The sequence below is a fragment of the Prosthecobacter sp. genome, from assembly GCF_049294395.1.
In the GTDB taxonomy this organism is placed as follows: domain Bacteria; phylum Verrucomicrobiota; class Verrucomicrobiia; order Verrucomicrobiales; family Verrucomicrobiaceae; genus Prosthecobacter.
Window position 1 is genome coordinate 1 of sequence record NZ_JBAQCR010000147.1, and the last position, 18,123, is coordinate 18,123.

12 protein-coding genes are annotated in these 18,123 nt (G+C 59.8%); 4 read left to right on the top strand and 8 right to left on the bottom strand.

Translation table 11 applies throughout. From position 1 onward, the window contains the following. The 6 genes from WAW39_RS09565 to bamA form a co-directional block, all read right to left on the bottom strand. The coding region (locus WAW39_RS09565) for a hypothetical protein (protein ID WP_422318161.1) at positions 1-1,363 on the bottom strand (1,363 nt) is incomplete at its 3' end. A 69-nt stretch (positions 1,364-1,432) separates the two neighbouring features. Next, complete coding sequence (locus tag WAW39_RS09570; RefSeq protein ID WP_422318163.1) at positions 1,433-2,020, bottom strand: methyltransferase domain-containing protein; 588 nt, start codon at positions 2,018-2,020, stop codon at positions 1,433-1,435. Between the two features lie 3 nt (positions 2,021-2,023). Beyond that, positions 2,024-3,250 carry a tryptophan synthase subunit beta gene (gene trpB, locus WAW39_RS09575; RefSeq protein WP_422318165.1) on the bottom strand — a complete coding sequence of 409 codons (1,227 nt, stop codon included), beginning with the start codon at positions 3,248-3,250 and terminating at the stop codon, positions 2,024-2,026. Between the two features lie 75 nt (positions 3,251-3,325). Beyond that, on the bottom strand, positions 3,326-4,387 hold the full coding sequence (gene lpxD / locus WAW39_RS09580) for a UDP-3-O-(3-hydroxymyristoyl)glucosamine N-acyltransferase (RefSeq protein ID WP_422318167.1): 1,062 nt from the start codon (positions 4,385-4,387) through the stop codon (positions 3,326-3,328). Between the two features lie 85 nt (positions 4,388-4,472). Next, entirely contained in the window at positions 4,473-5,108 is a 636-nt protein-coding gene (locus WAW39_RS09585) for an OmpH family outer membrane protein (RefSeq protein ID WP_395730931.1), read from the bottom strand. Positions 5,109-5,171: 63 nt separating this feature from the next. Then, complete coding sequence (bamA, locus tag WAW39_RS09590; protein ID WP_422318170.1) at positions 5,172-7,460, bottom strand: outer membrane protein assembly factor BamA; 2,289 nt, start codon at positions 7,458-7,460, stop codon at positions 5,172-5,174. A gap of 312 nt (positions 7,461-7,772) precedes the next feature. On the opposite strand from bamA, the gene WAW39_RS09595 reads away from it, so the two are divergent. The 4 genes from WAW39_RS09595 (at position 7,773) to WAW39_RS09610 (ending at position 13,484) form a co-directional block, all read left to right on the top strand. Then, positions 7,773-8,654 carry a DMT family transporter gene (locus WAW39_RS09595; protein WP_422318172.1) on the top strand — a complete coding sequence of 294 codons (882 nt, stop codon included), beginning with the start codon at positions 7,773-7,775 and terminating at the stop codon, positions 8,652-8,654. A gap of 45 nt (positions 8,655-8,699) precedes the next feature. Next, positions 8,700-11,885, top strand: coding sequence for a UvrD-helicase domain-containing protein (locus WAW39_RS09600; RefSeq protein WP_422318174.1), 3,186 nt, complete (start codon positions 8,700-8,702; stop codon positions 11,883-11,885). 115 nt (positions 11,886-12,000) lie between these two features. Beyond that, the gene (locus WAW39_RS09605) at positions 12,001-12,567 is read left to right on the top strand and encodes an RNA polymerase sigma factor (protein ID WP_422318176.1); all 567 of its coding nucleotides are present in this window, start codon (positions 12,001-12,003) and stop codon (positions 12,565-12,567) included. Continuing rightward, positions 12,564-13,484 (top strand): anti-sigma factor, encoded by a 921-nt coding sequence (locus WAW39_RS09610; RefSeq protein WP_422318178.1) that lies wholly within the window; start codon positions 12,564-12,566, stop codon positions 13,482-13,484. The genes WAW39_RS09605 and WAW39_RS09610 overlap by 4 nt, the downstream gene beginning before the upstream one ends. Positions 13,485-13,560: 76 nt before the next feature. Here the strand turns inward: WAW39_RS09610 and WAW39_RS09615 are convergent, their stop codons facing one another. Then, on the bottom strand, positions 13,561-14,952 hold the full coding sequence (locus WAW39_RS09615) for an efflux transporter outer membrane subunit (RefSeq protein ID WP_422318180.1): 1,392 nt from the start codon (positions 14,950-14,952) through the stop codon (positions 13,561-13,563). Next, positions 14,939-18,118 carry an efflux RND transporter permease subunit gene (locus WAW39_RS09620; protein ID WP_422318182.1) on the bottom strand — a complete coding sequence of 1,060 codons (3,180 nt, stop codon included), beginning with the start codon at positions 18,116-18,118 and terminating at the stop codon, positions 14,939-14,941. The genes WAW39_RS09615 and WAW39_RS09620 overlap by 14 nt, the downstream gene beginning before the upstream one ends. Positions 18,119-18,123 lie beyond the last annotated feature (5 nt).

The window sequence follows — 18,123 nt, forward strand, 5'->3', positions numbered from 1 at the left end:
GGATGATGCCGCGCAGCAGTGCATTTTCCTGGGTGAGCTCAGGTGTGGTGGCGATCTTGCGTTCCATGCCGCCCTGCACTTCTTTGAGCTGCTTCGTCAGCTCGGCCACCTGGGTTTGGTAGGTGGCGCTTTCTTTGCGCAGTTCGGCCATCTGGCCCTGCAAGCCGGTGAGTTGGCCACGCAGGGCCACGATTTCCTGATCCTTGCGACCGACATCCGCCTTCAGGGTTTCGACCTGCTTCTGCGCCTCCACGATCTCCTTTTTCAAGCGTTCGTTCTCTGCGATGAGGCGCTTCATTTCAGCGCTGCCGGTTTTCTTTTTCAAACCTTCCATCTCAGTCTTCAATCCCAGGCTGACGGCGCTGGCGGCATCACGTTCCTTGACGGCTGAATCACGCTGTTTCACCGCGTCCTCGCGCTGAGCGATCGCGTCCTCGCGCTGAGCGATCGCGTCCTCGCGCTCCTTCACAATCTGGTCACGTTCCTTGATCAGCTTGTCACGCTCCTGTTGCGCGGCAGCCATTTGAGTGGATGCGTCTGCCAGTTTTTGGGAGGCCTCCTTGGCCGCAGTTTCAGCGGCTGTCAGTCGCTGGGCGTTTTTGCGCATCTCCAGATCCACCGCCATTTTTTCTTCCATCACCTTGGCCAGCTGACCCTGAGCGGCCTGGCCTGCCGCCACCTCCCTGCCCATGGCGAGGATGCTCTGCTCCAAAGCGCTGGCCTTTTTGCCGAGGGCGTCATTTTGCTGGCGGGCGGTGGTGATCTCGCCGGAGGCCCACTGGTACCAGTTCTGCCATTTGCCGAGATCGATCTGCTGCTGGTTGTTCTGCGCTTCCAGTTCCAGAACGCGCTTCTTGTGCATCTGCTCCCATTGGCTCAGCAGGTCGTTGAGACTTGGAAGGGAACCGGGGGTGGTAGGAATGGTGACGGCGGGTTGCGCCAGTACTCCGGGAGAGGGAATGGTGGCCACTGGCATGGCGGGAGCTGGAGCCACGGCTGCCACCGGAGCTGCGGTGGGTGCAGCTGCGGTCGCCTGAGCCTGCGCTTGTGCCTGCAACGAGCGTGACTGCAGTCGCAGGAGAGCATCTTGAATCTTTTGCTGACGCGCAGCCCGCATTTCCGGCTGCCATGTCGGGTAATTCCGGGCGATGCTGTCCATGATCTCGCCTGCCTGTTTGAATTTTGTCTGCGCGAGCGTCAAGTCACCGGAGTTTTCGAGAGCGGCGGCTTCATTGTTGAGGACAAAGCCGCGGAAGTACTGGTCGGCCACTTCGCTGCTGGTATCAATGGACTGAGCATGCGACACCGGTGCGGCAAGTACAAGCGCCGCAAAAAGGGTGAGGACGTAAAAAAGGCGATTCATGGAATATTGGGGGAAGAGAAGGAGTTTACCGCTTTGCGGGGTCCTTGTAAATGGTCTTGGCAGCCTGTCTCAGGCCTGCCGCTGCCGCAAAACGGCCACCCAGCGGTCCACGGACTTGCCCGGAGCGTCCTGCAGGGCCCGGCTGTTCTTGTTGCGCTTGTTGCTGACGACTTCCATTCCCAGAGATTCCAGTGCACGCAGCGCGAGCCGGTGCTCGACATCGAAATAGCTGGTGATCACCAGCATGCCGTCGGGCCGCAGCTTGGCGATGCCCTGGTCGAAAATCTTCTTCCACAGCTCCTGGCCGTGCCAGAAGTTCTGGTGGCGCAGGAAGACCATGTTGAAGTCATCATTCAGCTCTTTGTGCTGGTCGATCTTGGTGGCGTCCTCGATCAAAAACTTCGCGGGCAGATGTCCATGCGTTTCACGAGCCTGCCGGATTTCGCGAATGCGAATGTCCGCACCGATCATTTCGACCTCGCCGCCTTGGGTGAGTTCAGAACCGACTTTGATCAAGGTCTCCGCTTCATCGCAGCGCCCGCAGGCCAGATTGAGGATGCGCATGTCCTTCTGCGCCGCAGGCAGATGCGGCGAGAGCGAGTCATGCAGCAGCGATTTCAGCTGCGACATGTCTTCGGCTATCGGAGCGGGCAGCATATCTCAAAACTTCAATTCCTCGCCGAAGATCATGCGTGCCGCCTGGGCCACGTCCTTGTCTCCGCGACCGGAAAGATTCACGAGGATGATCTGATCTTTGCGCATGGTCGGGGCCACTTTGTAGACTTCGGCGATGGCATGGCTGCTTTCGAGGGCGGGGATGATGCCTTCGACCTGGCTGAGCTCCTGGAACGCGGCGAGTGCCTCGTCATCCGTGGCGTAATTGTAGGTCACACGGCCCTGCTCATGCAGCCAGGCGTGCTCGGGGCCGATGGCGGCGTAGTCGAGACCGGCGCTAACGCTGTGGGTGAGCTCGATCTGGCCGTCGGCGTTGGCCAGGAGCCAGGTCTTGGTGCCTTGCAGAACGCCAAGACGACCGCCTTGGAAACGTGCGGCATGGCGCTCGGGGATGATGCCGTCACCGCCGGCTTCGACGCCCGTCATGCGCACATCCTTGTCATTCAGGAAAGGATGGAAGAGGCCGATGCTGTTACTGCCGCCGCCGACACACGCGACGAGGAGATCTGGCAGGCGCTCCTCGCGCTCCAAGATCTGGCGGCGTGCCTCGACGCCGATGATGCGGTGGAAATCACGCACCATCATGGGGAAGGGGTGTGAGCCGAGAGCGGAACCGAGGATGTAATGCGTGGTGCGCACGTTGGTCACCCAGTCGCGCATGGCTTCGTTCACCGCTTCCTTGAGCGTGGCCTGACCCGCCGTCACTGCGACGACTTTGGCCCCAAGGAAACGCATGCGTGCGACATTCAGCGCCTGGCGCTCCATGTCCACCTTGCCCATGTAGATGACGCATTCGCAGCCAAATCGTGCGCACACGGTGGCGGTGGCGACACCGTGCTGGCCGGCACCGGTTTCAGCGATGATGCGCTTCTTGCCCAGGCGCTGCGCGAGCAGGATCTGCCCGAGGGCGTTGTTGATCTTGTGGGCGCCGGTGTGCAGCAGGTCTTCGCGTTTGAGGTAAATTTTGGCGCCGCCGAGTTTTTCGGTCCAGCGTTCGGCGAAGTACAGCGGCGTCGGGCGACCGACGTATTCGTGGAGCAGCCGGTCCAGTTCCTTCTGGAAAGCAGGGTCGGCTTTCGCCTTCTCGTAATGATCCGAGAGTTCAGTCAGCGCCGCCATGAGCGTCTCTGGCACGAACATGCCGCCGTACTGACCAAAGTGGCCGTGGCTGTCGGGCATCACGGGGAGGGGAAGGATGGAGGCGGCGGTCATGGGGGGATGAAAGTAGATCGAAGACCTGCCCTTGGCAACGTCTGCGCTGGCTTCAGGCAAAGTTACGCGCCTTGCTCAGGATTGGACCGTTCCGCCTTCGAGTGCGGCGAGTTTTTTTTCCAAGGCGCGCACGCGGTCCAGCAAATCAGGGATCTTGGCCGGAAGGCTGAGCATCTTGCGCCCTTCCATGAGCGGACGGGCTGGGTAACCGGTGTAGGCCCCCGCTTCAAGGATGCTTTTGGTGACACCGGATTTGGCAAAGAACATGACCTTGTCGCCAATTTCAAGGTGACCGGCCACTCCGACCTGCCCGCCCATGGTGACGTAGTTACCCAGGCGGGTGCTGCCTGAGATGCCAGTTTGAGAGACGATGATGCAGTGCTTCCCAAGCGTGCAGTTGTGCCCGATCTGCACCAGATTGTCGATCTTGCAGCCTTCGCCGATCCAAGTGCGGCCAAAGCGGGCGCGGTCAATGGTGGTGCAGGAGCCGATTTCGACATCATCATCGATCTGCACGATGCCGACCTGATCAATCTTCTGATGGCGTCCTTGAACCTGCTCGTAGCCGAAGCCGTCGCTGCCGATCACAGAGCCGCTGTGGAGAATGACGCGCTGGCCCAGAATGCAGTATTCTTTGATGACGGCATTGGCATGAATGACGCAGCCGGCACCGAGTTTGACTCCACGACCAAGGTAGACGCCAGCGTGAATGGTGCAGCCATCGCCAAGGTGCACGCCGGTCTCAATGACGGCATTTGGGCCGATGCTGACCTTCTGCGGGTCGTATACCACGTCATTGGCCACCGTGGCCGTGGGATGCACGCCGGGCACAAATTCAACGGCGGGAGGGCCAAAGAAACGAATGACATGGGAGAAGGCAAGCGTGGGATTTTTAAGACGAATGAGCGCAAGCCCCTCCCGCGCGTCTTCGGCGTCAAGATCCTCCGGTACGAGGGCGGCGGAGGCACGGGTGGTTTTGAGTCCGGGCAGGTAGCGTGCATTGCCAAGGAAAGTCACTTCACCCGGGCTGGCTTCCAGAATGGAGTTCAGACCGGAGATGATGGATTCCGGGCTGCCAGAAGAGAGTGTTCCTCCGACGAGTTCAGTGAGTTTCTGCAGGGTGATGGAGTTGCTCATGGCAGATCAATATCTCTACGCTGGAACAAAAAAAGGCACGTCGCAAATGTTTGCGGCGTGCCTTGGAATAACTGACTGCCGCAGGCTATTTTTTGGGTTCCTCAGCCTTGGGTGCCGGAGCGGCGGCTCCTTCTTTCTTGGGCTCAGCGCCAGGAGGTGGCGCATCCTTGTTCAGTTCGACGATGAGTTGATCGGTGAGATCGGTGGCAGCCCCTTCCCTGACGTGCAGAATGATCGGCACTGTGGAAAGGCTGACGCCGGTCTTGTCGAAAACGATGTCATAGGCATCTGCCTTGGAGCGGTCACGGACGACAACAAGAATCTCCTCATACAGACCTTTGCGGATCTGCATGTCTTCCTGCTTGAGCTGCTGCTGGCGGCGGTCCGCGAACTCCTGCATTTCCATTTCCAGAGCGCGGATTTCTTTCACTTTTTCACCCAGTTCAGCACCGTATTTCGCACGCTGTTCCGGAGTGATGATCGGATCACTGGCGATTTTCTGAAGCTTTTGGGCTTCAGCAGCCAGGTTTTTATACGTGTTCTGACGCTCAGTCATTTCCTGGGCGGCTTTTTCGTAATTGGCCTTGTACTTGTCCGCAGCGGTTTTGGTTTTGTGGAACTCCTGGAAGACTTTGGACATGTCGATCACACCGATTTTGAGGTCGGCGGCCTGAAGAGTAACGGTGGCGAGGATGAGGGCGATGAACGCGCTGCGAATCATAAGTGTGGGATTTTGAATGAGATTGGAGGGGCAGACAAACAAATTTGGCTGAACAACGGGCTGTTAGAACTTGTAGCCCATGTTGAACTGGAAGCGCCCACCGTTGCCTGAAGTGGCGTCCTTGCCGATTGGCACCGCATAGTCAACACGGATAGGACCGACGGGAAGGAAGAGGCGCAGGCCGATGCCTGCATCTGAGTAAATGGAACCATTGCCATAGGAGGCACCGGTGGCCCCGCTGATGGAGCCGACGTCACCGAAGATCACCACGCGCGGTGACTTTTCCGTGTTGGCGGTGATGTGCACCGGAACGGAAAATTCGCTGGAGGCATAGATGGATGTCAGGCCACCGATGGGTTCCCCCGTGGTGTCCTTGGGACCAGCATGACGATAAGTGAAGCCGCGCAGGTTGTTGGCACCGCCGAGGAACTGACGCTCAAAAATGGGCACCCGATCGCTGTTCCAGCTGTTGACGGCACGGAACATGCCTTCAAAGCTCAGGATGGTGTCTCCGGGCAGATTGAAATACTGCTGGCCGCCGATGTTGCCGCCATAAACCGGGACATCTCCACCAAGGCCGGAAAGCAGGATGCCTGCTTCGATCTTGTGACCGCTGCGGGTGATGAAGACGCTGTCACGCGTGTCATGCACAAAGTTCGTGTCGATTTTGCTTTGAATGTAGGAACCGGCCTCCTGGGCGATAAGAGCAGAGGCACCGCTGGCAATGCTGTCGATTTTGATCTGCTGCAGGGTGTAGGTGCTCTCAATGTAGGAGTGCTCGCCCAGCCGTTTACGCAAACCGGACGAGACGCCGACGTTGGTCTGGTTGAAGAAGTTGGAGAGGTAGTAGAGGTTGTGATAGAACGCTTCAACGGTGAGAGCCAGTTCACGCCCAAGGAACCACGGCTCGGTCCAGCTGACCGTGACGTCACGACGGAGGGCACCCGCACGGATGTTGGCGTTGAAACGCTGGCCACCACCGCGGAAATCCTTCCAGTCGCGGATGTCAAAGTTGGTCTGGGTCACCTGGATGAACCCCGTGATGCTGTCGATGGAGCTGAAACCTGCGCCGAAGTTCACCGTGCCGGTGGACTGCTCCTGCACATTGATGTCCACATCCTTGTAGCCGGGGGCGGTGGTGGGCGTGTTGCGCATGTCCACCGAGCTGAAGTAGTTCAGGTTTTGCAGGCGGCTTTTACCGGCCTCGATTTTTACGGTGTTGAGCTCCTCACCCGGGGCAAAGGGAAGTTCACGGCGGATGACTTCGTCCTTCGTGACGGAGTTGCCGGAAATATTCACCTTGCTGATGTAGGACTTGGTGCCTTCTGTGATGTTGTAGGCCACGGCGACCTGTCCGGCACCGGTTTCCAAAATGCTGGTCTCCACACGTGCATCGGCGTAGCCACGGGAGCCGTAGTAATCCTGCACCATCTTTTCATCAGCCTTGATGAAGCTGCCAACATAAGGGAATCCGGGCTCAGTTTTGATGCCCTGCATCAACACCTCAGTGGTGAAAATGGTGTTGCCGGAGATCTTAACTGCCGAGACATCATACTTGGCGCCTTCATTGATCACATAAACGAGGTCCATCTGCTTGGAGGAAACTGGCTCGCGCCGCACCTCGGTCACCTTGGCATAGACATAACCCTTGTCCTGAAAGGCCTGCTCGATCTTCTTGATGTCTTCCTGCAGGTCCTGATTGCTCAGCTTGCCCTTTTTGCCCCACAAGTTCCAGATGTGGTGCTCCTGGGATTTGATGCTGCCGCGGAGCACCCGTGACTTGATGGCGGTGTTGCCTTCAAAGCGGATGTCATGAATGATGCCGCGCGCACCCTCGTCGATCTTGAAAGTCACCGTGGAGAATCCTTCACGGGCGGACGGTGTGATGTCATAGCTGGCGATGACATCGGAGAAGCCCTTCTTTTCATACATCTCCACAATCTTCTGCTGTGCAGCGGAAAGCTTGATGTCATCCACCGGGTCGCCCACTTTGACCGCGATGTCCTTGCGCAGCTTGCTGTTGTCGATGGCGGTGTTGCCAATGAAATTGATCTCTGCAATGCCGCCGCGACCGATGATTTCGACGATGACTTTGACGCCGCCTGCCACATCCACCGCGCGGATGTCCAGGTTTTCCACCGCTCCTGTGCTGTAAAGAGCACGGATGTCACGTTCCACCGATTCATTGCTGAACGGCTGGCCCACACGGGTGGACAGCTGGGTGCGGATGCGGTTTTCATCCAGCTTGACCGCGCCTTTGATGACGACTTGCACGTCCTGCACGATTTTTTTTGCCGCAGGTGCCGCCGGGAGGCCCGCTTGTGCTCGTGCCTGCTGGGTTGTGGCGATCAAGAGTGTGACAGCCACTACAGATAAAAGTGTCAGACGAGACAGATGGGAAGTTCCGTGGTTCATAGGCAGGGCAGAGTGAGCAAACGAGATAAAGACTGGGCGGCAAGGCACGCCCAAACTGGAGCATGACAAGCCTGCATTACTGCTTCCGCACCGCTCCACGTCAAGGCGTAAGTTCTAAGGGGCTTCTTGCCATTATTTGAGACCAAGGGATGTATAGATGGCGGATTGAGGGTTTTCGTCCTTGTATAAGGCTAAAAAATGAAGCTCCCAGCCCTTGTAACAGCGGGAGCAACAGATTCGTCACCAAGCATGTCTCGTTCCAATCTGAGTAATTACATCCAGCTGCATCTGGTCGTGCTGGCATGGGGGCTCACGGCGATTTTGGGCAAGCTCATCCTGCTGCCGCCTGTGGATGTGGTGCTGTGGCGCACAGCGCTGTCGGTGCTCTGCTTTGGGGCGCTGGCCCGCTGCATGGGGTACTCCCTTTTGGTGTCCCGACGTAGAATTTTGGCAATGTTAGCTGTGGGAATTATTCTAGGACTGCACTGGATTTTGTTCTTTTGGTCCGCCCGGCTGGCCACCGCTTCTGTGTGTCTGGCGGTGATGCCTACGGCCATGCTGTGGTCCTCATTGATTGAGCCGGTCATTGATGGCTCGCGGCGCTGGCGGATTTCAGAACTCCTCGTAGGTGCGGTCATGGTCGGGGCCGTGTGGCTTATCTATCAGGTGGAGTTTCGTTACTGGCTCGGCTTCTCCGTGGCCATCGCCGCCGCCGTGCTGGCCGCCTTCTTTGCCACCTTGAGCAAGCAGCAGGTCGCCCGGGACACGCACTGGAGCGTCATCGGCTTTTATCAAATGGGCGGTGCATGCATCGCGGCGTGCCTTTCCCGCCCTTTTCTCGAAGATGGGCTCCTGCCGGAGCTGCCAGACGCCGCTTCGGCACTTTGGCTCGGTGTTCTCGCCCTGGTGTGTACCGTGGCAGCCTATGCGGGTTTCATGGACGTACTGCGCCGGGTCAGCGTTTTCACGGTCAACGTCGTTTATAATATGGAGCCGGTGTATGGCATCGTCCTTGCCGCCTGGGTGTTTGGGAAGGCCGAGTTCATGAGCGCGGGCTTTTATCTTGGCGCATCGGTCATCATCGCCGTCGTGCTGACTTTGCCATGGATTCGGCGCTGGGTGGAAAGGTGAGAGTGCTGGACATGGCGCACAGCGTGGGCTTGCATCCTCAAACCTGTGAACCGTCTCCGCCACATTCTCGTCTCCGCCTCCGCAGGTTCCGGCAAAACCTACCAGCTCGTGCGGCGGCACCTGCATCTGCTCGCGCTCGGGCAGCCGCCGGAGCGCATCGCGGCGATGACCTTCACGCGGAAGGCGGCGGGGGAGTTTTTCCAGCGCATCCTGCAGCGGCTGTCCGTGCTTTCGCAGCACAGTGAGCAGCCGGAGCACTATTTCACGGGCATGGCGCCTTTGCCGGAGCAGTGGCCGGAGTTTGTCGACCTCCTGCGCAGGGTCACCCAGCAGCTCCATCGCCTGCGCCTGGGGACGATGGACAGTTTTTTTGCCAACATCACCGCCTGCTTTCCGCTGGAGCTCGGCCTGCCGCTGGGTGCCAGTGTCATGGCCGAAAATGAGGCGGCACAGGCGCGGCGGGAGGCGCTGGATGCGCTGCTGGAACGCATTCATTCCTCGCGTGATGAGCACGCAGGCCGTGCGTTGCTCGAAGGCTTCAAGCAGGCCACCTTTGGCATCGAGGAACGCAGCGCTGCAGGCAGCCTGGAGTCCTGGATCAATGATCACCATGCCACCTGGCTCGACAGCGGGGATGGTTCGCCATGGGGCAGGCTACCGGGACTGGAACTGGCAGAGGCCGGTCACCTTACGGCGGCGCTCAATGACCTGCGGGATCGTTTTGTGCCGCGCACCGACGAGGGTGCCCGGTTCTTCGATGAATTCATGGCGGAAGCCTTCGCCTTGGAACCGGGGACGACACTGCCGCCGAGGGTGAAGTATTTTTTGGATAAAACGACTGCGGTCTGGAAGGAGCTCAAAGCTGGCAGGGCGGAAATCGGCTGGGGGCGTGGCAAAAAATCCGAACTCACCGGGGAAACCGCACGCGCCTGGGGGCGGGTGGCCGGGGCCATTCTTGAACAGGAGCTGATCTGCCGGGCGCAGCGCACCCAGGGCATGGCGGCTCTCATGGCGCTGTACGAGGCCGAGTATGCCCGGCGAGTACGTTCACGCGGGCGGCTGTCCTTTGCGGATGTCCAGCGCCTGCTGGCGGCTGCAACGACAGATGGCGCGGAATGGGCGGACGGTGAGAGCGGGGATCTGTGGTTCCGGCTCGACGGACGCTATGACCACTGGCTGTTTGATGAATTTCAGGACACCAGCCGCGTGCAGTGGAATGTCGTGCGCGGGTTGGTGGATGAAGTGATGCAGGATGACACCGGCAGGCGCAGTTTTTACGCCGTGGGGGATCCGAAACAATCCATCTATCTCTGGCGGCAGGCGGAGCCAGGCCTGTTTGACGATGTGCTGCGTGAATGGCCCCATCAGGACCAGGACGGGCTGGAACCGCAGACGCTCAGCCAGTCCTTCCGCAGCGCTCCGGCGGTGCTGGATGCAGTGAATGCGGTGTTTGCAAACCCCGCAGGTATTGAAGCGGTGCTGCCAGGCTGCACGGCCGGCTTTGCTTTCAAAGATCATGTGGCTGCGGAACGAAATCAGCGGCTCAGCGGCTATGCGGCGCTGCTCAGTGTGTCGAATGAGGAGGGGCTGCGCAATCCCTCCACCACACCCACGGTGACGGCACTGCTGAATGAGATCCGTCCGCTGGAGCGTGGGCTGACCTGCGCGGTGCTGGTGCGCGGCAACAAGAACGCCAATGAAGTTGCGGAAGAACTGCGGGCGACAACGGGCATGGAGGTCGTGTGCGAATCGCAGATCCACCCGGCCACGGACAATGCGGTGACGCTTGCCCTGCTCTCGCTGCTGCAGCTGGCGGCGCATCCGGGGGATTCCCTGGCTTTGGAGCACCTCAGAATGACCCCTCTGTGGCCGCAGATTGAATTTAAGAAGCAGGATCAAGTGCAAAGCTGGCCGCTGACCTGCCATCAGGTGCGTGAATCCGTGTTTGAGCGTGGCTTTGTCGGTTTCACGGAAATCTGGACCCGGCATGTGCGCGACCTGCTGCCGGAGATGGATGCCTTTCACGAGCTGCGGCTGCGTCAGTTCGGTGAAATGGCCGCCGAATTTGATGCCGGTGGTTCACGCGACATCGATGCATTTCTCCAGCATGCGCGCGATATGCCGATGCAGGTGCGCGGTGCGGCGAACGCGGTGCAGGTGATGACCGTGCACAAGGCCAAGGGGCTGGAGTTTGATGTGGTCATTTTGCCGGATCTGAATGGCGATGCGATGGATCAAGTGCGGCGGAGATCATTGATTGTGAATCGCGATGCGCAGGGCATTTCCTGGGTTTTGCAGGAGCCACCGCGCATTTATGCGCCGTTGCATGAGGCTTTGGATGAGGAACTGGAGGTCTCGAAACAGCGCTCGGGTTTTGAGTCACTCTGTCGCCTGTATGTGGCCATGACCCGGGCCAAACGCGGCCTGTATCTGATTGCCGAGCCACCACCGAAGTCAAAAGAGCCATCCATGCGAGAAGCGCAGTTTTTGCGCCGGATGCTGGGTGTCTCGGGTGAACCCGAAGTCGGCGAGTCTTATTTGATCGAGTGGCAGACGGGCGACGCGCAGTGGTTTGCCACATCCCCTGGCGTAACGCCCCGGGCACCGGAAACGGCGGTGGTGTCACGTCCGCTGGGGGAGTTGCTGCGGGAGTTCCAGCCGCTGGCCAAGCGCGTGACGCCTTCGGGAGAGGAAGATTTCCAGGTGAAGGGCAGCATGCTCTTCAGCGCGGGGCGTGAGCCTGGCCGGAGACTGGGCAATCTGGTGCATGAATTGCTGGCTCATGTGGAGTGGTGGGACGCCACTTCGGACATGGCCGAACTCGAATCGCGCTGGCAGGCGTCTGGCTTGTTGCGCGGGGAGGCGGTTGAAACGACGGCGCTGGCGATGGTGCGTTGTGTGTTGCAATCAGGCGCTGCGCAGTTTGCCTTCGCCAGACCAGCGGCTGAAGCACAGTCTTGGCGGGAGCGCCCCTTTGACTTGATCCATCAAGGGAGCTGGATCAGCGGCGTGTTTGACCGGGTCGTGGTCCAGCGCGACTCGGTGCGACTGATTGATTTTAAGACAGATGAGGTGGCGACCGAGGAGTCACTGGCCGAAAAAGTGGCGGGTTATCGCCCGCAGATCCTGCTCTACCGTCAGGCTTTGGTGCGGCTGACGGGCTTGAAACTGGAGCAGATCGAATCTGCCCTGCTGTTCACCCGCAATTGCCGTCTGGTGGACGTAAAGTAACTTTTTTTGAATCCAGAGCGCCTTTGATAACGCAAAAACTTGTGTGACCGCAATAGCTCTGGCATGGAATCCGCGCATCGTAGCCTTTTCGGAACGATCCGTGCCCAAACCCCTCATGAGCCAGCCAGAACTCAGCGAAGAAGACCTGCTCCAGCGTGCTGGACGCGGGGATTCGCGTGCTTTTGACCAGCTTTATGACCGGATGGCACCACGCATCTTTGGTCTTCTGCGTCAGATGCTGCATGACGAGCGCGAGGCCGAAGACATCCTGCAGGATGGTTTTGTGCTGCTGTGGGAGCGTGCCTCGACTTTTGATCCTGAGCGCAGCAAGGCATTCACCTGGGCGGTCATGCTTTTCCGCCACAAGGCGATTGATCGCATGCGCATGCTGGGACGTCGCAACCGCCTGGTGGACAGCGCGGCTTTGGAGCACTCCACCTTGGGGGCTTCCTCCGCTGCCGGCGTTAATGAAGAGGTGGAGGCCCATGAGCGCAGCCTGGTGGTGGGCGAGGCGCTGAAAGAACTGCCGAAAGAACAGCGACAGTTGATCGAATTTGCATTTTTGAAGGGCCTGACACACCATGTGATCGCCGAGTCACTGGGCATGCCGCTCGGTACTGTAAAGACCAATATCCGCCGCGGGCTGCTGCGCCTGCGCGATCTTTTGAAAGGAGGCGCATGATGGACGAGGAACGTTTCCAAGAACTGGCCGCCATGAATGCGCTTGGCATGCTGGAGAACGACGAAAAGCGTGCTCTGGATGGCGCCGTCGCTCGCGACAAAGAGGTGCGCTTGCTCACCTCCGAACTGGAGCAGGTGACAGCGGAGCTGGCCTATCTTGTCCAGCCGGTGGAACCGCCTGCGAACATGAAAAAACGCATCCGTGCCAAGATGCGTGCCAAAGGCCTCAAGGGGGCCGGTGTTTCACGCGGCGTCATCATTGGCGGCACTGGCTGGGCGCTTGCCGCCAGCTTTGCCTTGGCGTCGGTCTGGCTCTGGAAGGAACGGGCCGGCATGACTCAGCAGCTCGCTGCCGCCTCACGCGCCATCGCACCCGTGAACAATCCCGCCATTCCCGTGGTGGATGATGGCAAGACGCGCACTCTGGAGGAAGAACTTAAAAAGCGGCGGGATGAATTCGAGGCGCAAAAACAGGCGCTGGCGAAGGAGATTGAAACGCTGAACAAGCGCGAGACGGAAACCAAGGCACAAAATGCCAGACTCACCGCCGAAGTGGCTGCGCTCAAAGAGCAGGAGCAGCAGTCGCAGCTTCAGATCGCCACTCTTCAAAGCAAGGTTTGGGAATACCGCCGGAGCGAGATGCTCGTGGTCTGGGACCAGAAACGCAGCCAGGGCGTGGTGATGCTCGACAAGATGCCGAAGGTGGACTCTGACAAAGATTACCAGCTCTGGGTCGTGGATCCAAGCAAGCCCAATCCGGTGAGCGCTGGCGTGGTGACCGTCGATGCCAAAGGTTCTGTGAAGACGGTCTTTAAACCTGTCGAAGCGGTCTCAGGTGAAGCCAAGTTCGCGCTGAGCATCGAGAAGAAAGGCGGCGTTCCGAAGAGTGAAGGGCAGCTCCTGATGGTCGGGCCGTGAGGCAAGGCGGTTCTTCTGACCCAGCCCAAGCTCCACGAGCTGCACCCCTGTCTGCTGTTGCCAGCCGGCGCAAACCTCAGCTCTTCCAGCCACCGCCCATGGCCTTGTAAATGCGCACCCAGGCGGTTGCGACACGGGTGCGGCTGAGGGCGATGTCGTTTTGCGCATTAAGGGCGACGCGTTCAGCATCAAGCACCGTGAGGAAATCAGCGATGCCGTCCTGATAACGTTTGCGCGCCAAAGTGGCGGCTTCGCGGGCAGATGCGGCGGAAGCTTCGAGGTGGTGCAGGCGAATCCGTTCGCGGTCATAGGACGTCAGGGCGTTTTCAGCCTCTTCAAGGGCCAGGAGCACCGTCTGCTCATACCGGGCGAGCGCGGTATCAGCGCGGCGTCCGGCGGCAGCGATCTGCTGACGCACGCGGCCGAGATTGAAAGCGGCCCAGGTAATGCGCGGACCCAGGGTGAAGCCATCCGAATTGCGGCCAGTCAGGGAGCTCAGCGTGGATGCCTCCAGGTCGATGCGGCCGCTGAAGGTGACCCGTGGAAACAAATCCGCGACGGCCACGCCAATCCGGGCGGTTTCGGCCGCCAGAATGTCCTCGGCGACACGAATGTCCGGGCGTCGACGCAGCAGTTCTTCAGGTTTGACGATGCCGATCCGTGCTGGCGCGGAGGGCTGCTTTTTGACGCTTTGCAGCCGGGGGCGGAGTTCGGAGGGGTTTTGTCCGCACAAGACAGCGATGCGATGGATGGACTTGGCGATGTTTTCCTGATGCGTGGGGATTTGCGCCAGGGTGGCGTTCCAGAGAGCGTTGGCCCGGGCGACATCGAGCTGCGTGCCACGGCCCCCTTTGAGGGATGCCTCGGCGATGTTCAAGGCGTCGGACTGATTGCCTGCGTTCTCATTCGCCACCGTGAGCTGGGCCTGGGCGCCGCGCAGTTCCATGTAGTTGATGGCAATCTCGGACTGCAGGGAAATCAGCAGGTCATGCAGGTTGGCATCCATGGCACTCGAGTTGGCCTTGGCGGCTTTGACGGAGTTGCGGATGCGCCCAAAAAAATCAAGCTCCCAGTCGGCGTCAAAGCCAGTGCGGTACAACTCAAAATCACGCGTGCGCAGACCCGAGAATGAGGTGGCCCCGTTCCGGACGCTGTCGTAGGCCGAGCCGAAGGTGACGGTGGGGGCATAGTTGAACTGCGACTCACGCCACAGGGCGCGGGCTTCGAGCAGGCGCGAGCGTGCGGCTGCGATGTCCTTGTTCTGGGCGTCTGCCTGGGCCACCAGCTCATTCAGCGTGCTGTCATTGAGCTTGCGCCACCAGGTGGCATCCACCTCGGCAGCATGCGCCGCATTCGCCCGTGAGGCAAAGTCGGCAGGCATCTTGGGCTGCGGCTTGACGAAGCTCGGGCCCACATTGCAGCTGGAAACCACGCAGGTGATGAGCAGCAGAGACTTAATGGGCTTCATGAAGCGTAGGGGAGGTTGCGGCTGAGCGGCGTTGTTCACGGCGTTCGACGAAGGCGCGGAGGATGACATAAAACACAGGCGTGAAGAGCAGGCCGAAGATGGTGACACCGATCATGCCAAAGAACACCGCCGTGCCAAGCGCCTGACGCATTTCCGCACCCGCACCCGTGGCGAGCACGAGCGGCAGCACGCCGAGAATGAAGGCAAAGCTGGTCATCAAGATGGGGCGCAGGCGCAGGCGGCAGGCCTCGATGGCGGCATGCACCCGGTCCATGCCCTGGTCCTGCAGCTGCTTGGCGAATTCGACGATGAGGATGGCGTTCTTGGCCGCGAGACCGACGAGCACCACCAGGCCGATCTGCGTGAAGATGTTGTTGTCCTGCGCCCGCAGCCACACGCCGCCGATGGCGGAGAGCAGACACATCGGCACGATCAGGATGATGGCCATGGGCATGCTCCAGCTCTCATACTGCGCGGAGAGCACCAGGAAGACAAAGATCACGCAGAGCGGGAAGATGTAGATGAGCGTGTCCCCCGCGAGAATCTGCTGGTAGGTGAGATCCGTCCACTCGATGGCAAACCCCACGGGCAGATTGTCCTTGGCCAGACGCTCGATCTTTTCGATCATCTGGCCGGAGCTGACGCCCGGCAGCGTGTTGCCGTTGATGTCGGCGGAGTAGTAGAGGTTGTAGCGCTGCACGCGGTCCGCACCACCGGTCTTGATGACTTTGACGAGCGCGGCGAGCGGCACCATTTCACCAGCCTGGTTGCGAATCTTGATGCGGCCAACGTCCGCCGGGTCTTTGCGGAAGGCCGGTTCAGCCTGTGCGGTGACCTGATAGGTGCGGCCAAAAAGATTGAAATCATTTACATAGACTGAGCCAAGGTAGACCTGCAGCGCTTCGTTCAGATCAGCCAGAGAGACTCCCATGGTTTTCGCCTGCGCACGGTTGATTTCGAGTTTGAACTGCGGGCTCTTCGCGCGGAAGCCGGTGATGAGAGAAATCAATCCAGGCTCCTGCTGGGCCGCGGCCAGCAGTTTCTGGGTTGCAGCTTCGAGCGCCGGCAGACCGGCATTGTTGAGATCCTGCACCTGGATTTTGAAGCCGCCGGCATTGCCCAGACCACGCAAGGGTGGCGGTGGCAGCACCAGCACCCGGCCTTCTTGAATGGTGGAGAACTTTTTGCGGATGACGGCCAGCAACCCATCACCCTTGACTTCGGGATCGTGACGTTTGTCGAACGAATCGAAGACCAGGAAGGCGGCGCCGACGTTGGGCTGGTTGGCCTGCAGCACGGAGGAATAACCGGAGATCGCAAAGGTGTGCGCGATCCCGGGGATCTCACGCGCCATGGCGTCCATGCGGCGCACCACGGCGTCGGTGCGTTCGAAGGCCGAGCCATCCGGAAGCTGCACCAGCACGATGGCATAGCCCATGTCCTGGGAAGGAATGAAGCCGGCCGGTACATCCTGGAACAGCTTGCCAGCCAGACCGATCAACGCGGCATAACCGATGAGCACCAGCACGGCCAGACGAATGAGTTTGCCGACCAGCCCGGCATACAGATTGGAGCCGAATTGGAACACACGGTTGAAACCTCGGAAGAACCAGCCAAACAGGAAGTTCAAGACACGGCTGAACCAATCCGGCGGCGCACCGTGCGGCTGCAGCAGGATGGCGCAGAGCGCGGGACTGAGGGTAAGCGAATTAAAGGCGGAGATGACGGTGGAAACCGCGATGGTAAGCGCAAACTGCCGGTAGAACTGGCCGGTGATGCCGCTGATGAATCCTGTCGGCACAAACACGGCGCAGAGCACCAGCGCCACGGCGATGACGGCACCGCTCACTTCGTTCATCGCACGCACGGCCGCCTCATGAGGGGCGAGTCCTTTGGCAATGTTGCGCTCAACGTTTTCAACCACGACGATGGCGTCATCAACGACAATGCCGATGGCGAGCACCAGGCCGAAGAGGGAGAGGTTGTTGAGAGAGAAGCCCAGCCACTGCATCACCGCCAGCGTGCCGATGAGTGAAACGGGAACCGCCAGCAGCGGGATCAAGGAGGCTCGCCAGTTTTGCAGGAAGATGATGACGACGAGCACAACGAGAAGGACGGCCTCCATCAGCGTGTGCAGCACCGAGGAGATCGAGGCGCGGACGAACTTCGTGGTGTCGTAGTTGATTTTGTAATCCACGCCCGGAGGAAAGCGCTCCTTGAGCTGTGCGAGCCGTTTGTAAACAGCATCGGCGGTTTCGATGGCATTGCTGCCAGGAAGCTGGAACACGCGAAGTGACACGGCATTGTAGCCATCCATGTAAGTACGGCTGGAATAGTCGCGTGAGCCGAGTTCGATGCGGGCCACATTGGCCAGCCGCACCACATCTCCCTGCTTGCCAGTTTTGAGCACGATGTCACCAAACTCCGCCGCCTTCTTCAGTCGTCCGGGCGCAGTCAGGGTGTATTGAAATTCCGAACCTGTGGCAGCAGGCGGCTGGCCGAGTGATCCGGCGGCGACCTGCACGTTTTGCTCACGAATCGCGCGCACAATGTCACCTGCGGTCAGACCCAGGCCTGCGATCTTTTCAGGATCAAGCCAGACCCGCATCGAGTAATCAAGTCCACCGAGGGAGGACGCCTCCGCCACCCCGGGAATTCGGGCGATTTCGTTTTGAATCTGCAGCGTGACGTAATTGCTGAGATAAGCGACCTCACGTGAGCCGTCAGGACTGAAGAACTGCACGGCCAGTGTGAGGTCAGGCGAGCGCTTGTTGACCATGACCCCCAGACGGCGCACCTCCTCGGGCAGGCGTGAGATGGTGGCGTTCACGCGGTTCTGCACCAGCACCTGCGCCTGGTCGAGATCGGTGCCGAGCCGGAAGGTGACGGTGATCTGCACCTTGCCGTCACTCGTGGAGGAGGATGACAAGTACAGCATGTTCTCGACGCCGTTGATCTCCTGTTCCAGCGGCGTGGAAACGGTCTCGGCCAGCGTGCGGGCATCCGCACCGGGATAAGCCGCCGAAACCACCACCGTGGGCGGAATGACCTCGGGATATTGAGCGATGGGCAGCGACACGTAGGCGAGGCCACCCAGCATTGTGATGACAATGCTCAGCACGGCCGCGAAGATGGGCCGATCCACGAAAAAGCGGGCGAAATTCATGAGGT

What these genes read in the sequence shown, in the direction of transcription:
- WAW39_RS09570 (WP_422318163.1), bottom strand. Translation starts at nt 2,020, where the DNA reads ATGCTGCCCGCTCCGATAGCCGAAGACATGTCGCAGCTGAAATCGCTG.
- trpB (WP_422318165.1), bottom strand. Translation starts at nt 3,250, where the DNA reads ATGACCGCCGCCTCCATCCTTCCCCTCCCCGTGATGCCCGACAGCCAC.
- lpxD (WP_422318167.1), bottom strand. Translation starts at nt 4,387, where the DNA reads ATGAGCAACTCCATCACCCTGCAGAAACTCACTGAACTCGTCGGAGGA.
- WAW39_RS09585 (WP_395730931.1), bottom strand. Translation starts at nt 5,108, where the DNA reads ATGATTCGCAGCGCGTTCATCGCCCTCATCCTCGCCACCGTTACTCTT.
- WAW39_RS09595 (WP_422318172.1), top strand. Translation starts at nt 7,773, where the DNA reads ATGTCTCGTTCCAATCTGAGTAATTACATCCAGCTGCATCTGGTCGTG.
- WAW39_RS09605 (WP_422318176.1), top strand. Translation starts at nt 12,001, where the DNA reads ATGAGCCAGCCAGAACTCAGCGAAGAAGACCTGCTCCAGCGTGCTGGA.
- WAW39_RS09610 (WP_422318178.1), top strand. Translation starts at nt 12,564, where the DNA reads ATGATGGACGAGGAACGTTTCCAAGAACTGGCCGCCATGAATGCGCTT.
- WAW39_RS09615 (WP_422318180.1), bottom strand. Translation starts at nt 14,952, where the DNA reads ATGAAGCCCATTAAGTCTCTGCTGCTCATCACCTGCGTGGTTTCCAGC.
- WAW39_RS09620 (WP_422318182.1), bottom strand. Translation starts at nt 18,118, where the DNA reads ATGAATTTCGCCCGCTTTTTCGTGGATCGGCCCATCTTCGCGGCCGTG.